General features: G+C 64.6%; 16 protein-coding genes and 1 pseudogene. 7 read left to right on the forward strand and 10 right to left on the reverse strand.

All coding sequences use genetic code 11. The features are described from left to right. Window positions 1-152: pseudogene (locus DKT77_RS02440) on the reverse strand (IS5/IS1182 family transposase); the annotation flags it as partial. Between the two features lie 301 nt (window positions 153-453). Here DKT77_RS02440 and dusA point away from each other — a divergent pair. Then, the gene (gene dusA, locus DKT77_RS02445) at window positions 454-1,449 is read left to right on the forward strand and encodes a tRNA dihydrouridine(20/20a) synthase DusA (RefSeq protein WP_109810161.1); all 996 of its coding nucleotides are present in this window, start codon (window positions 454-456) and stop codon (window positions 1,447-1,449) included. Next, window positions 1,446-2,267, forward strand: a complete 822-nt coding sequence (locus tag DKT77_RS02450) for a hypothetical protein (protein WP_238547633.1) — start codon at window positions 1,446-1,448, stop codon at window positions 2,265-2,267. Before dusA ends, DKT77_RS02450 begins: the two co-directional genes overlap by 4 nt. On the opposite strand, the gene DKT77_RS02455 is transcribed toward DKT77_RS02450, so the two are convergent. From DKT77_RS02455 to ccmI, 3 genes are read right to left on the reverse strand one after another with little or no spacing between them, the layout of a single operon-like run. Then, window positions 2,249-2,485, reverse strand: coding sequence for a DUF1289 domain-containing protein (locus tag DKT77_RS02455; RefSeq protein WP_109810162.1), 237 nt, complete (start codon window positions 2,483-2,485; stop codon window positions 2,249-2,251). The genes DKT77_RS02450 and DKT77_RS02455 overlap by 19 nt on opposite strands. Next, the gene (ruvX, locus tag DKT77_RS02460) at window positions 2,482-2,955 is read right to left on the reverse strand and encodes a Holliday junction resolvase RuvX (RefSeq protein WP_109810163.1); all 474 of its coding nucleotides are present in this window, start codon (window positions 2,953-2,955) and stop codon (window positions 2,482-2,484) included. Before ruvX ends, DKT77_RS02455 begins: the two co-directional genes overlap by 4 nt. Then, the gene (gene ccmI / locus DKT77_RS02465; RefSeq protein WP_109810164.1) at window positions 2,952-4,181 is read right to left on the reverse strand and encodes a c-type cytochrome biogenesis protein CcmI; all 1,230 of its coding nucleotides are present in this window, start codon (window positions 4,179-4,181) and stop codon (window positions 2,952-2,954) included. The genes ruvX and ccmI overlap by 4 nt, the downstream gene beginning before the upstream one ends. Before the next feature lie 215 nt (window positions 4,182-4,396). On the opposite strand from ccmI, the gene DKT77_RS02470 reads away from it, so the two are divergent. Beyond that, on the forward strand, window positions 4,397-4,996 hold the full coding sequence (locus tag DKT77_RS02470; RefSeq protein ID WP_109810165.1) for a superoxide dismutase: 600 nt from the start codon (window positions 4,397-4,399) through the stop codon (window positions 4,994-4,996). 78 nt (window positions 4,997-5,074) lie between these two features. Here the strand turns inward: DKT77_RS02470 and tpiA are convergent, their stop codons facing one another. From tpiA to rimK, 6 genes are all read right to left on the reverse strand, one after another. Continuing rightward, on the reverse strand, window positions 5,075-5,821 hold the full coding sequence (tpiA, locus tag DKT77_RS02475) for a triose-phosphate isomerase (RefSeq protein WP_109810166.1): 747 nt from the start codon (window positions 5,819-5,821) through the stop codon (window positions 5,075-5,077). A gap of 69 nt (window positions 5,822-5,890) precedes the next feature. Then, entirely contained in the window at window positions 5,891-6,256 is a 366-nt protein-coding gene (locus DKT77_RS02480) for a HesB/IscA family protein (protein ID WP_109810167.1), read from the reverse strand. Between the two features lie 19 nt (window positions 6,257-6,275). Beyond that, window positions 6,276-7,007, reverse strand: a complete 732-nt coding sequence (locus DKT77_RS02485; protein ID WP_109810168.1) for a DUF3307 domain-containing protein — start codon at window positions 7,005-7,007, stop codon at window positions 6,276-6,278. A 104-nt stretch (window positions 7,008-7,111) separates the two neighbouring features. Next, window positions 7,112-7,666 carry a sugar O-acetyltransferase gene (locus DKT77_RS02490; protein WP_109810169.1) on the reverse strand — a complete coding sequence of 185 codons (555 nt, stop codon included), beginning with the start codon at window positions 7,664-7,666 and terminating at the stop codon, window positions 7,112-7,114. Further along, window positions 7,663-8,031 (reverse strand): SUF system Fe-S cluster assembly protein, encoded by a 369-nt coding sequence (locus tag DKT77_RS02495; RefSeq protein WP_109810170.1) that lies wholly within the window; start codon window positions 8,029-8,031, stop codon window positions 7,663-7,665. The genes DKT77_RS02490 and DKT77_RS02495 overlap by 4 nt, the downstream gene beginning before the upstream one ends. Before the next feature lie 62 nt (window positions 8,032-8,093). Then, window positions 8,094-9,530: a 30S ribosomal protein S6--L-glutamate ligase gene (gene rimK / locus DKT77_RS02500; RefSeq protein ID WP_109810171.1), complete on the reverse strand. Its 1,437-nt coding sequence runs from the start codon at window positions 9,528-9,530 to the stop codon at window positions 8,094-8,096. Window positions 9,531-9,754: 224 nt separating this feature from the next. Here rimK and tgt point away from each other — a divergent pair, with 224 nt between their 5' ends. The 4 genes from tgt (at window position 9,755) to DKT77_RS02520 (ending at window position 14,687) form a co-directional block, all read left to right on the forward strand. Further along, window positions 9,755-10,885 carry a tRNA guanosine(34) transglycosylase Tgt gene (tgt, locus tag DKT77_RS02505; RefSeq protein ID WP_109810172.1) on the forward strand — a complete coding sequence of 377 codons (1,131 nt, stop codon included), beginning with the start codon at window positions 9,755-9,757 and terminating at the stop codon, window positions 10,883-10,885. Window positions 10,886-11,017: 132 nt separating this feature from the next. Continuing rightward, window positions 11,018-11,545, forward strand: a complete 528-nt coding sequence (locus tag DKT77_RS02510; protein ID WP_109810173.1) for an invasion associated locus B family protein — start codon at window positions 11,018-11,020, stop codon at window positions 11,543-11,545. Window positions 11,546-11,710: 165 nt separating this feature from the next. Beyond that, window positions 11,711-14,125 (forward strand): endopeptidase La, encoded by a 2,415-nt coding sequence (lon, locus tag DKT77_RS02515; protein ID WP_109810174.1) that lies wholly within the window; start codon window positions 11,711-11,713, stop codon window positions 14,123-14,125. A gap of 127 nt (window positions 14,126-14,252) precedes the next feature. Then, window positions 14,253-14,687, forward strand: a complete 435-nt coding sequence (locus DKT77_RS02520; protein WP_109810175.1) for a VOC family protein — start codon at window positions 14,253-14,255, stop codon at window positions 14,685-14,687. Window positions 14,688-14,698: the final 11 nt, after the last annotated feature.

The raw sequence follows: 14,698 nt of genomic DNA on the forward strand, positions 1-14,698 counted from the left end.
AAGGTCGGCGGGCGCCCAGGCCGACCGCCACGCGGCGCGCGCCAGGTCATGTCCTTGTCGACCCAGATCAGCAGCGATCCTCGCTTCCGCAACGATGCGTTGTAGCTGGACCAGTTCGTCGTGCGATAGCGGGCGGGTGATGGCTTGCTCATGCAGTGCGTCTATCGGCACGGATTCACGAAGTGAATCCTTCACGACGATAGTTCTGAAACAACGCCGTGTGAGAAGGACGATGGGTTCGACTTGTTTGGCCCGGAAACTTCGGAGCGGGGAAACTTGGGTTGCGCTCACTCGGGTGGTGCGTGACGTCTGAGTGCGCCGGTGCTACAAGACGTTTCTTCGGTGCTACAATTGTAGCACCGGCAGCCGAAATAGTCGCAAATCGCTGCGAATGGTCACAGATCGAAGCCGCCATCGACGGAGGATAAGCGAGTGAAACAAGCGATTCGCAGCATGGTTGATACTGCCCGCCTGTCCGTTGCGCCGATGATGGACTGGACCGACCGGCACTGCCGGTATTTTCACCGACTTCTGTCGCGCAATGCCCTTCTTTACACGGAAATGGTGACGGCGCCGGCGCTGGTGCGGGGCGGTGCGAGGCAGCTGCTGGCGCACGATCCTGCCGAACATCCGGTCGCGCTGCAACTTGGCGGGTCCGATCCTGCGGAACTGGCCGAGGCCGCGCGGCTTGGTGGGCAGGCGGGGTACCGCGAGATCAACCTGAATGTCGGCTGTCCGTCGGACCGCGTAAAATCGGGTTGCTTTGGGGCGGTTCTCATGAAGCAGCCGTCGCTTGTGGCGGAGTGCCTTGCCGCGATGGCCGCGGCGACCGATGCCGAGATCACCGTGAAGTGCCGCATCGGCGTGGATGACCAGGTGCCCGCAGAGGTGCTTCCACGCTTCCTCGGAGCGATCCGAGATGCCGGAGTTTCGCGCGCGATAATCCATGCGCGGATGGCGTGGCTAGATGGGCTCAGCCCAAAGCAGAACCGCGATGTCCCGCCGTTGGAGTACGACCTCGTTCTTGCGATGAAGCGGGCCTTCCCGGACATGCACCTGTCGATCAACGGTGGGATCACGTCGCTGGCGCAGGCGCGGGACCTTCTGGATGCGGGCATGGACGGGGTGATGATCGGGCGCGCCGCTTACCACGCACCCGCCGACATCCTTGCCGGGGCCGATGTCGCGATCTGGGGCGACAGCCGCCCGCCGGCTGACCCTGTGCAGGTGGCACGGGCGATGATCCCCTATGTCGATGCCCACGTCGCTGGGGGAGGGCGCGCGCATTCGGTGACGCGGCACATGCTGGGTCTGTTCGCGGGGCGGGCCGGAGCGCGGGGCTGGCGTCGGCACCTGTCGCAGGCCGCGGTGAGGCCTGGTGCGACAGGAGCGGTGATTGCGCAGGCGCTGGACTTCATCGCAGCGCCGCACTCGAGCGCCGCGGAGTGACCGGGCCGGAAACCGGCGCGCAGCTGGCCCATGACGGCTGGTGCCGCGTTCCCGCCGATGCGGGAGCGCGATCCTGGGCCGCCGGAGCGCTGTCGCTGGCACGGGCGGCGCTGTCCGGCGTTCAAGCCGATCAGTGGCGCTGCGGCGCCACATGGTGCGTCGGGCTTGATCTTCTCCCGAACGGACCCGCCGGCCACCTGCCGGACGGCACGCCGCCGCCTGAAGAGGCACTGCGCTTGGCGTGGGCACATCTGGGTCGCGCACCGGCGGCGCTACACCCAGCGCAGGTTTCGGTTTTGCGTCCCGGTTATCCGCGTCACGGACCCGAAGACAGCGCTGCAGCCTTCCGCTACAGGCTGGAGCGGGACGCGGCGCACGTGGACGGGCTGCTGCCCTGCGGTCCCGCGCGTCGGCGCCACCTGCGCGAGGCGCATGGCTTCATCCTGGGGATCGGGCTGACGGCTGGCGGCACCGGGCAAGGCCCGCTCGTCGTATGGAACGGTAGTCACCGGGTGCTTGGCGCGGCCTTTGCGGAGGCGCTGGCGGGACTGGACGCGAACGGGATCGCCGCCACCGACCTGACCGAAACTTACCAGACCGCTCGCCGTGCGGTGTTCACAAGCTGCGACCGGGTTCCGGTCGCGCTGGCGCCGGGCGAGGCTGTTCTGCTGCACCGGCATTGCCTTCACGGAATCGCGCCTTGGCCAGCGGACATACCGGCCATCGATCCGTCAGGATTTCGGATGACCGCCTATTTCCGCCCCGCGCCCTTTGAAGATCTGCGTGAATGGGTGCCGGATCAGAGCTTGGGAACCTGACGCGCCGCGCGTCCGCCGCGGCGGTTCGTCGGCGCGGGCACACGCTGGGGCAGGGCTGTCATGACCGCGCGGCGATCGTCCGCCGACATTCGCGACCACGCTGTGATTTCGTCGATGCTGCGCGCACATCCCGTGCAAAGCCGGGTCTGCGGATGAATCACGCAGATATTTATGCAGGGGCTTTCGATCTCGTCGCGTTTCCAGACCGGGTCCGTCATGGCTGCCTCATGTGATTCAGGCGATCCAGCGCGCCCTGAAGGATGTATCCCGCCGCCACGTGGTCGATCAGATCGGCACGCCGGGCGCGCGACGTGTCCGCTTCCAGGAGGGCGCGTTCGGCGGCGACCGTGGACAACCGCTCATCCCAAAAGGCGACCGGCAGATCAATGACGCGTGACAGGTTGCGCGCGAAGGCGCGGGTCGATTGGCAGCGCGGCCCTTCGCTGCCATCCATGTTGCGCGGCAGGCCGAGCACGATGCCTGCGATATCGCGATGCGCGAACAGGTCCGACAGGGTGGCGGCATCGACAGTGAACTTGGCGCGCCGCACGGTCTGCAGCGGGGTCGCGACACTCAGCAGCCGATCCGACACCGCGACGCCGATCGTCTTGGTGCCGAAATCCAGCCCGGCGATCGCGCGCGTCTCCGGCAGCGCGGCGGCGAATTCGGCCAAATCGTCGGTGATCATTCCCGCAGTCCGGCACGTTCGGCGGCGGCATTCACCTCGGCCAGCCCGGCGCTGTCGTCGGCAAATACGCCCTGCGCCTCGCTCCAGATCGCCTGCGCGTTGCCTGTGTCGCCAAGCACACCGAGCGCAGTGATCAGGCGGGCCCATTCCGCCGCGGTGCCGCCCTGCGACGCGAGGCGATCAGACAGGCCTTCGACCATGCCGCGGATCATCGCCGTGCGGTCGGCCTCGTCCATGTCCTGCGCCGATGCGATATCGGCCGCGGAGGGGCCACGGAGGCCTCCGCCCGGCGGCGGCAGCTGGTAGCGGCGTCCGGCGCGCGCCGCCACGTCGTCAATCTGCGCGCGGATTGCGGGCACCCACGCCGCATCGGGTGACGACGCATCGAGCAGGCTGCGCCAGATGTCGAAAGCGATGTCAGGACGTCCATTCTGCGCTTGCATCAGCCCGGCATAGTACCGCGCGGGACCGTTGTTCGGATCGCGAGACAGCGCCTGCCCCAGCACGGCTTCCGCTTCGGGCGATACATAGCCGCCGGCGGCCAGCACCATCATATCGGCCAGATCGGCGAAATTGTCGGCATCCGCCCGTGCGCCCAGAACGCCGATCAGCCGTTCCTGCGTTTCATAGGCGGTCTTGAAATTGCCAAGGGCAGCTTCGTTGCGCGCCAGAAGTTCCAGCCCGCGGGCATCTTCCGGGCGCGCGGCGACCGTGTTGCGCAGCCGCTCAACCAGCGCAACGTATTCTTCGCTTGGCGGCGGAATGTCGGGTTGGAACGCGGCGGCCTGCGCTTCGGCTTCGGCTTGACCGGGGCGGGCCTTGCGCAGCTCTTCACTGGTTGCCAGACGCTCCTTCAGCGGCAGATCGCCATAGCCGGGCGCACCCTGCGCAAGATACAGCCCAACGCTGCCGCCGAGAACGATCACGCCGACGATCGCCGCGGCCGCAAGATTGGCCCATTGCGGAGCCAGCCCTTCGCGGTCGCTGCCACGCTGGCGGTCCGCATCAAGGATGCGGCGCGACACCTCGATCCGGGTGCGTTCTGCGGCTTCTGGCGTGATCACGCCCCGCGCCACGTCCTCGTCCACCGCGGCAAGCTGTTCGCGGTAAACGGCAATGTCGTAATCCGCGCGTTCCCGGTGAAGGCGGCGGTGGCGCAGCAAGGCTGCGGCCAGAAGCGCGGCGACGGCGGCGGCCAGCGCGGTGATCAGAAGCCAAAAGGTCATGGCTCCGACATAGTCAATCCCCGCGCCGGGAAAAAGACCGGATCGCGCAGGGCGATGCGACTGCGGCCAACGGCCTCGCCAAATGCCTTCCGCGCACGGCGTCCGGCACGCCGACGCCTGGCGCGCACCATCCATAATGGGGGGATCGGGGTTGACCTTCCGGGGGTGCGACCCTCATGTAGCGACTAACGAAACGCAACAGACAGGGGGCCAAAATGGCATTCGAACTTCCCGACCTTCCCTATGCGCACGACGCGCTTGCAGATCTTGGCATGTCCAAGGAAACGCTGGAATATCATCACGATATTCACCACAAGGCGTATGTCGACAACGGCAACAAACTGATCGAAGGCACGCAGTGGGAAGGCAAGTCGGTCGAAGAGATCGTCAAGGGCACCTATGACGCGGGCGCGGTTGCGCAGTCCGGCATCTTCAACAATGCCTCGCAGCACTGGAACCACACCCAGTTCTGGGAAATGATGGGTCCGGGCACCGGCGGTATGCCGGGCGAGCTTGAAAAAGCGATCACCGACAGTTTCGGATCGGTGGACGAGTTCAAGTCGCAGTTTTCCGCGGCGGGCGCGGGGCAGTTCGGCTCCGGCTGGTGCTGGCTGGTCAAGGACGCTGATGGCAGCCTGAAAGTGACCAAGACGGAGAATGGTGTGAACCCTCTCTGCTTCGGTCAGACGGCGCTGCTAGGCTGTGACGTGTGGGAGCATTCCTACTACATCGACTTCCGCAACAAGCGTCCGGCGTACCTGAGCAACTTCCTCGAAAAGCTGGTGAACTGGGAAAACGTCGCCGCCCGCATGTGATCGGAGCGACACTCGAAACGACAAAACCCGGCCGCTGCGGCCGGGTTTTCTTTTTCCTGCGCCCGTCGGCGTGCTGTGTCAGGCAGCGTCGAGTGCATCGATGATCGCGCCGAAATCGGCTGCCTTCAACGACGCCCCGCCAACCAGTGCGCCATCGACGTTCGATACGGCGAAGATGTCGGCCGCGTTCGACGGTTTGACCGATCCGCCATAGAGAAGCCGAACACCATCCGCCCCGTCGGCGAACCGTGCGCCCAGCTGGTCGCGGATGAAATCGTGAACCTCGGCGATCTGTTCCAACGACGGGGTAAGACCGGTGCCGATGGCCCAGACAGGTTCATAGGCGATCACGGTCGTGGCCGGTGTCATCTCGTCAGGAATAGAACCCGAAAGTTGTGCGCCGATCACGTCCAGCGTCTGACCATTCTCGCGTTCCTGAAGTGTCTCGCCAATGCAGATCACCGCGATCAGTCCGGCATTCCACGCCGCGGTCGTCTTGGCGCGCACCGTCGCATCCGTCTCGCCGTGGTCCTGACGCCGTTCGGAGTGGCCGATGATCACGTGGGACGCGCCCGCATCCACCAGCATCGCGGCGGAAATGTCGCCGGTATGTGCGCCCGATGTGGCGGTGTGACAGTCCTGCCCGCCCACTGCCATCGGCGCATCGCCCAGAAGGGCCCTCATCCGGTCGATCAGCGTAGCGGGAGGACAGATCAGCATATCGGTCTGCCGTGTCGCGGCCCGGCCCATAAGGGTGCGGATCTCGCCCAACTCGACCGACCCGCCATTCATCTTCCAGTTACCCGCGGCCAGTTTACGGCGCATCGATCATCTCCCTTGTCATGTCGGGAGCATAAAAACGACTTGGGCGGGCAGGTGCAAGGGCCGCGCGCGTTACGTGCCCGGCGTCAGTGCCTCGTCAAACTTGATGGATTCGCCACAGCCACAGGCTTCGGTCACGTTGGGATTGCGAAACTTGAACCCGGCTTCCAGCAGCGACACCTCGTAATCGATCTCGGTCCCGAACAGGAACATCTGCGCCATCGGCGCGATCATTACGCGTGCACCGTCCTGTTCGACCACCTCGTCCATCGGATCGATCTCGGAGACGTAATCGAGCGTGTATTCCATGCCCGCGCAGCCGCCTTTCTTAACGCCAAGCCGAAGGCCCTTGCTGTCCTTCTTCGACATCAGCCCGCTGATCTGCTTGACGGCGGCGGGGGTCAGTGTGACGGCCTGTTTTCCAGGAATTCCGAACATTGGCAGTGTCCTTTCGCTACTAAGGATAATAGCCCGCCTGCGCCGCATCAAGGGCCGTCAGGGTACGGAGTATGAACTGCGTGCCAAGCCCCGCCATCACCGCCCACAAGAACGATCCCAGCGCCCCGGCCAGGTCCGGTGCGGGGCGAGCCGACCGCATTATCATAGCCAGCCGGGCAACGCACAGCAGACCGGCCAGCACCGGCGCCACAACCAGCCCGCCGAAGATCACCGCCCGCTCGACGATGGCGGCGTGGTGGGCCCTGCCGTCAAGGTCACGCCAGGCGCATGCGGGGCATGGGCGCGGTGCGACGAGGTGATCGACGAAGAACAGCCCGCCCCGCGTGGCATAGACCGCACCCATCGCAAATATGCCAAACGCTAGCAGCCAATGCCCAAGGCCCGTTGCCGATCCGGCCCAGATGCCCCGGTGCCAGGCGTCCGGCACCAGCAGCGCCACGGCCAGGATAGTTGCGAAATGCACACCCTGATCAAGCCCGTAACTGAACCCGGTCTTTGCCATCTTGCGGGTCTTCGAGACGTCCATAGCAAGGTGCGACAGCGCCAGCGCCAGAACGGCAAGCGGCGCCGCGAACCCCAGCGCAGCCCAACTGGTCAGCCCCACGATGCCGATATGCACCGCCATCGGCATCAGAGCGCGCTTGTTCAGCGCGATCCACCGCGTCTGCAACAGAAAATCACTTGCGATATGTGCAATGGCAAGGGCTGAAAACGTTTCGATCGCTGGCATGCGTGAGGGCCAAGAAAATTGTGCAAACTATGGAATTCCATAGCAGCACGGTTTTCGACCCGCGAATGTGCGGCAGCGTACATAAAACGTTAAAGCCGTTCGCGTCAGCGGCGCGGCAGGGGTTTGGCGGGGTTTCCGGCGTATGTGCTTCCGCTCGGCACGTCGCGGGTGACGACCGATCCGGCGCCGATGATGGCGTCGTCGCCAACCTGAACCCCTGGCAGAATAAGTGCCCCGCCGCCGATCCAGACATTCGACCCGATGCGCACAGGCGCGCCACATTCCAGTCCCTGCGCGCGCGCCCCCGGGTCGCGCGGGTGATCTGCCGCCAGAATCTGCGTCATCGGGCCGATCTGCGTGCCGTCGCCAATCTCGATCGGACAGACGTCAAGCAGCACGCATCCGTAGTTGAGGAATACGTCCGCTCCGATCGTGATGTGCACGCCGTAGTCCACGTAAAACGGTGCCCGAATCGCACTGCCTCGTCCGATCGCGCGCAGCAGTTTGGCCAGCAGCGGCTTGCGCACTGCGCCGTCGGCGACTGTCGTCGCATTATAGGACTGCATCAGGCTTTGCGCTCGGGCGCGCATTTCCACGAGTTCAGCATCGCCGGGGCGGTAGTTCGCCCCCGATACCATCTTCTCGCGTTCGCTGTTCACATGAAGCCGAGTTCGAGCCGCGCCTCGTCGGACATCATGTCCATGCCCCAAGGCGGATCCCAAGTGATTTCCACATCCACGGTCTTGACGCCGGGCAGGGGTTCGATCGCTTCCGCCAGCCAGCCGGGCATTTCGCCCGCCACCGGACAACCTGGCGCCGTGAGCGTCATGACGACCCCGACCGCGCCGTCCTCGGCGATGTCGATGGTGTAGACCAGCCCGAGGTCGTAGATGTTGACCGGAATTTCCGGGTCATAGACGGTGCGGCACGCCTCGACCACGCTGTCGTAAAGCGGATGGTCGGTGCTGGACGGCCGGATCAGCGGTGCGCCTTCCAGCCTGGTATCGCTTTGCGGGGCGGACATGGCAGTTCCCTTACTATTTCACACGGGAATATATGGACGCGCCCGGCGGGCGTCCAGTGGCATCAGGGCGCGGGCCTGTCGGTGGCGACCTGCGCCGCGCCGGTTCTGCGCCGCGCCGGTGTCGGGCGGACCCGCTTTTCGATGTCGTCGTAGAGCAGGGCTGCGATGTTCTTGCGGCTGGCCTTTTCGATTCCCTCGAATCCAGGCGAGGAGTTCACCTCCAGCACTTTCGGGCCATCTTCGGACCGCAGCAGGTCCACCCCGGCCATGTTCAGTCGGAAGGCCCGGGCCGCGCGCACGGCGGTTTCCCGTTCGGCCTTGGTGATCCGGACCGAAGCGGCGATGCCGCCACGATGCAGGTTGGACCGGAAATCGCCTTCCGCCGCCGACCGTTTCATCGACGCGACGACCTTGCCGCCGATCACGAGGCAGCGGATATCCTCACCATTGGCCTCCTTGACGAACTGCTGCACGAGGAAATTGGCCTTCAGGCCCCGGAACGCGTCGATGACCGACTCGGCCGCCTTGCGGGTTTCGGCCAGCACCACGCCTTTTCCCTGGGTGCTCTCAAGCAGCTTCACGATCAGCGGCGCGCTGCCGACAAGGCCGATCAAGTTGGATGTGTCCTTGGGCGATGCGGCGAAGGCGGTGGCGGGCATGCCGATCTTGTGGCGGGCCAGGATCTGGTGCGCGTGCAGCTTGTCGCGGCTGGCTGTGATGCCGTCGGACGGGTTCACGCAATACGTGCCGATGGTTTCGAACTGACGGATCACCGCTGTGCCGTAGGGCGTGATGGACGCGCCGATGCGCGGGATGATCGCGTCGTAGCGCGCAAGCCGCTTGCCGTCGTAATGAACCTCGGGGGCGAGTTTGTTGATCGCCATGTAGCAGCGCGTGGTATCGATCACCTCAACCACGTGACCACGTTTCTCGCCCTCCTCGACAAGGCGGCGGGTGGAATAGTTTCCCTCCTCACGGCTCAGCACGGCGATGCGCAGGGCGCGGGTCGGTGCGGCGGCCTTCACAGCTGCCGAATGGTAGACGTCATAGTTGAGTTGCGGCTGGCAGAACCGCTGCGAGGGGGTGATGATCATGTCGTCGCGCAGCGCCTGTCTGCCCAGCAGCATCCGGTAGGTCAGCTGCGAGCGGTCCGTCAGCGTAATCTCGATCGGCCAGCGATGCCCACCAAGCACGATCTGGCTTTCGATCACATAGCGCCATTCCGACTCGCCGTTCGAGGATGTGACCTCGCGGCGGTCGATGATGCTGGCCGAGCAAGGGATGGACACGTCATCGCGCCCCGGGATCGGATGAATCGCGAAACGGACCTTGGGCGCGCTGGCCGGGCCGAATGCCTCTATGTCGAACGCATGCAGAGCGGAGGTGCGCGCGCCGGTGTCTATCTTGGCCCGCAGGGCAGGCAGGCCGAGCGATGGCAGGCCGACCCATTCTTCCCAGCCGATGCGAAAGCCACCGGCGCTGCTGTCGGTTTCGTTCATGGCCTGACCCTTGTCTTGGCTGAATGTCGCGGGCGCGCCGCGCGGGCCCCCGGATGCGATCGGCGAGCGGGTCGGTAACCGGCTGCCACCACCGTGATGCGTCAGCCGCGCACGCGATACAAGACCCGGCCGCATGACAATCTCACCACTGCCCGATCGCCGCGGTGGCGTTGCCGCCCTGCCGCACCCTTGCGTTGCGGCGCGGCTTGGGTAAATGGCACCGTATGACACAGCGATTTTCTTTCGACCTTAAGGCCACCGACGGCACGGCGCGCACCGGCGTCATAAGCACGCCGCGCGGCGACATCCGCACGCCCGCCTTCATGCCCGTCGGCACCGCGGCCACGGTCAAGGCGATGCTGCCTGGCTCGGTGCGCGAAACCGGCGCCGATATCCTGCTTGGCAATACCTATCACCTGATGCTGCGCCCGACTGCCGAACGGATCGACCGGCTGGGCGGATTGCACCGATTCATGAACTGGGACGGTCCGATCCTGACCGATAGCGGTGGCTTCCAGGTGATGAGTCTGGCCGAACTGCGCAAGCTGAACGAGGAAGGGGTGAGCTTTCGCAGTCATATCGACGGCGCGCGCCACATGCTTACGCCAGAGCGGTCGATGGAGATCCAGAAACTGCTCGGATCCGATATCGTCATGTGCTTCGACGAATGTCCGGCGCTGCCTGCTGATCGCGCCCGGCTGGAAAGCAGCATGGAGTTGTCGATGCGGTGGGCGCAGCGTTCGCGCGATGCCTTCGGCGACAGGCCCGGGCACGCGTTGTTCGGCATCCAGCAGGGTGGCGACGATGCGGAACTGCGCGCGCGCAGTGCCGAAGCGCTGAGAGGCATCGGCTTCGATGGCTACGCGGTTGGCGGCCTTGCAGTGGGCGAGGGGCAGGAGATCATGTTCCGCGTGCTCGATACCGCGCCGGGGATGCTGCCCGCGGACAAGCCGCGCTACCTTATGGGTGTCGGAAAGCCCGACGACATCGTGGGTGCCGTCAAACGCGGCATAGACATGTTCGACTGCGTTCTGCCGTCCCGGTCCGGGCGAACCGGGCAAGCCTTCACGCCGCGCGGGGTTGTGAACATCAAGAATGCGCGCCACGCCGACGATCCGCGCCCGCTGGACGACAGCTGCGACTGCCCATGCTGCACCGGGTATTCACGCGCCTATCTGCACCATGTGTTCCGGTCCCAAGAGATCATCAGTTCCATGCTGCTTACCTGGCACAACCTGCGTTATTATCAGCGTCTCATGGCCGACATCCGCGCTGCGATCGCCGCGGGTAATTTCGCCGGCTTCGAAGCTGCTTTCGAGGCAGGCCGGGCCGCGGGCGACATCCCGCCCGTCTGATTGCCGACGGCGAAGGCTTCAACGCCTGCTGCCGGACGGTGACCGGGTTCGGTCGCGGGCCGTTCCGTGCTTGCATATACCGTGCGATGCGCCAATTTGACCGACAGAGAGTTATTGGAAGGAGGCGGTTCGATGGGGAAGACCTGCAATTCGCCGCGCGGGCGCCTCGGCGGGGCATATCGAGCGGTGCGTCGCATCACGGCTGCGTCCGTGCTGATCGTCGCGGGAGCAGCTGGCGCACAACAGGCGCAGCTTGCGCCGGGCGACTGGGGCGTGCGCTGCGAAGCGCAGGGATGCCTTGTTGTCACGTCGGTTGCCGACGAACAGAGCAACCGCATGCTGTCGCTCACGCTCGCGCTGCCGCGCACGGAGGGGCCGGTTCGCTTCGCCGTGCTCACGCCTCTGGGAACCGCTCTCGACAAGGGGTTGCACTTGCGCGCCGGCGTGCTCGACCAGACCTATCCGTTCGCGACCTGCACGCCCGAAGGCTGCGCGGTGCTGCTGGACCTGCCGCAGCCAGATGTCGTGCAGCTTGCCGCACAGCCACAGCTGCGCGCGACCTTCTACGCCGTTAACCGGCGGGAACCTTACGAGGTCAATGTCAATCTGGAAGAGATGGGCGCGGCGCTTGACGCGGCCATGACCGAGTTGGCGCGCTGAGCCGCGGCTTGGGACTTGCGGCTTCCTGCGAGGGCTGACACTCTCGATCCAAGGGTGACGATGCGAGTTGACACGCCTGATCGGCGCCACCACCTATGTCGTCTGTCCGGAGAGGGTGCAGCGCTGCCATGCCGGGGCGCGCGCCTGCTGCCATAAGGAATCATCATGGAAGACCAACTCAGCCCGTCTTATGCCGTTCTTCCGCTGCGCGACATTGTGGTGTTCCCGCACATGATCGTGCCGCTGTTCGTGGGCCGCGAGAAATCGGTCCGTGCACTGGAAGAGGTGATGGCGGACGACAAACAAATCCTGTTGTCCTCGCAGATCGACGCCTCCGTCGACGATCCGAGCGCGGATGGCATCTACAAGACCGGCGTTCTCGCGAACGTGCTGCAATTGCTCAAGCTGCCCGATGGCACCGTAAAGGTGCTGGTCGAAGGCCGGTCGCGCGTGCGGATCGTGGAATACCTTGAAAATTCGTCGTTCTTCGAAGCGAGGGCCGAACCGCTGTCCGAAACGCTGGGTGACGGCGCCACTGTCGAGGCGCTTGTGCGGTCCGTGGCGGACGAGTTCGAACGCTATGCCAAGGTGCGCAAGAACATCCCAGACGAGGCGATGACCGCCGTGTCCGAAACCCGCGAGCCGGGCAAACTGGTCGATCTCGTGGCCGGGCATATCGGGGTGGAGGTTGATCAGAAGCAGGATCTGCTTGAAACGCTGTCGATCGCTGAGCGGCTTGAGAAGGTCTATGGCCTGATCCAGGGCGAGATGTCCGTGCTGCAGGTCGAGAAGCAGATCAAGACGCGCGTGAAGTCGCAGATGGAACGGACGCAGCGCGAGTATTATCTGAACGAACAGATGAAGGCGATCCAGAAGGAACTGGGCGACGGCGAGGACGGCCAGAACGAGGTTGCCGAACTGGAAGCGCGCATCGAGGCGACGCAGCTGTCCAAGGAGGCCCGCGAAAAGGCCGAGGGCGAGTTGAAGAAGTTGCGCAACATGTCGCCCATGTCGGCCGAGGCGACGGTGGTGCGCAACTACCTCGACTGGATGCTGTCGATCCCGTGGGGCACCAAGAGCCGTGTGAAGAAGGACCTCGGCCGTGCCGAGGAAGTTCTGGACGCCGATCATTTCGGGCTTGAGAAGGTCAAGGAACGCATTGTCGAATACCTTGCCGTGCAACAGCGGTCCAAGAAGTTGAAGGGGCCGATCCTGTGCCTCGTTGGCCCGCCGGGCGTGGGCAAGACATCGCTGGGCAAGTCCGTTGCGCGCGCGACCGGGCGGGAATTCATTCGCATCAGCCTTGGCGGCGTGCGGGACGAGTCCGAGATCCGGGGCCACCGCCGCACCTATATCGGCTCCATGCCGGGCAAGATCATCCAGTCGCTGAAGAAGGCGAAGACGACGAACCCGCTGATCCTGCTCGACGAGATCGACAAGATGGGGCAGGACTTCCGCGGCGATCCCGCCTCGGCCATGCTCGAGGTGCTGGACCCCGAACAGAACGGCACGTTCGTCGATCACTACATGGAGGTCGAGTACGACCTGTCCAACGTGATGTTCCTGACAACTGCGAACAGCTACAACATGCCAGGGCCGCTTCTGGACCGGATGGAGATCATCCCGCTTGCAGGCTACACCGAAGACGAGAAGCGCGAGATCGCGCGCCAGCACCTCATCGCCAAGCAGATCAAGAACCACGGCTTGAAGAAGGGCGAGTTCGAGATCGACGACGAGGCGCTGAGCGAGATCATCCGCACCTATACCCGCGAGGCGGGCGTCCGGAATCTTGAACGCGAGATCGCCAAGCTGGCGCGGAAGTCGGTCACTCAGATCGTGCGCAAGAAGACCGACAAGGTGCGGGTCACGAAGGACGATCTTGAAGAGATGCTGGGCGTGAAGCGTTATCGCTATGGGCTGGCGGAAGCGGATGACCAGATCGGCGTCGTGACCGGGCTTGCGTGGACGCAGGTGGGCGGTGATCTGTTGTCGATCGAGGCGCTGCGCCTGCCGGGCAAGGGCCGGATGAAGACTACCGGCACGCTGGGCGACGTAATGAAGGAAAGCATCGATGCCGCGTCCAGCTTCGTCCGTTCGATCGCGCCCGAGATCGGGGTGAAGCCGCCGCGCTTCGACAAGCTGGACATTCACGTTCACGTGCCCGAAGGCGCGACGCCCAAGGACGGGCCGAGCGCGGGCGTGGCTATGGTGACCTCCATCGTATCGGTACTCACGCAGATTCCGGTGCGCAAGGACATCGCCATGACCGGTGAGGTGACGCTGCGCGGCAATGTGCTGGCCATCGGCGGGCTGAAGGAAAAGCTGCTCGCCGCGCTGCGCGGGGGCATCACCACGGTGTTCATCCCGCAAGACAATGAGAAGGATCTGCGCGACATCCCCGATAACGTAAAGGATGGGCTGACCATCATCCCTGTTAGCCATGTGCGGGAAGTTCTGGCCAAGGCGCTGGTCCGTCAACCCGAACCCGTCGAATGGGACGAGGCTGCTGAAGAAGCAGCCGCTGCCGCCGCGCTTGCGGCGAAGGGGGATGGCGGCGGGTCGGGCGCTACGGCGCACTGATCGGCAAGCATCGGCGGTTCATTTAGGAGGGGCGGCATCGAAAAATGCCGCCCTTTGCATGTCTGACGCCCCGGCCTTGCGCATGCATCGCGGGGTGTTATGTCGGTCGAATACAAGGAGGCAACCGATGAAGATCGAATATCTGCACACGATGGTCCGGGTGAAGGATCTCGAAAAGTCCCTGGAATTCTACAAGTTGCTTGGGCTCAAGGAACGGCGCCGCACCGAGAACGAGAAGGGGCGCTTCACGCTGGTGTTCCTGTGCCCGCCGGGCCAAGAGGATGGGCGCGCGGACGTGGAGTTGACCTACAACTGGGATGGGGATGACGGGCTGCCGTCGGACGGCCGCCATTTCGGGCATCTCGCCTATCGCGTAGAGAACATCTACGACATGTGCGAGAAGCTTCAGGCCGCCGGGGTCACCATCAACCGGCCGCCGCGCGACGGGCATATGGCGTTTGTCCGGTCGCCGGACAACGTGTCGGTGGAACTGCTTCAGATGGGAGAGTCGCTTCCGAGCCAGGAACCTTGGGCGAGCATGGAAAATACGGGCCACTGGTAGGTCGGAGTAGG

This window comes from Meridianimarinicoccus roseus (assembly GCF_003172915.1).
Lineage (GTDB): Bacteria > Pseudomonadota > Alphaproteobacteria > Rhodobacterales > Rhodobacteraceae > Meridianimarinicoccus > Meridianimarinicoccus roseus.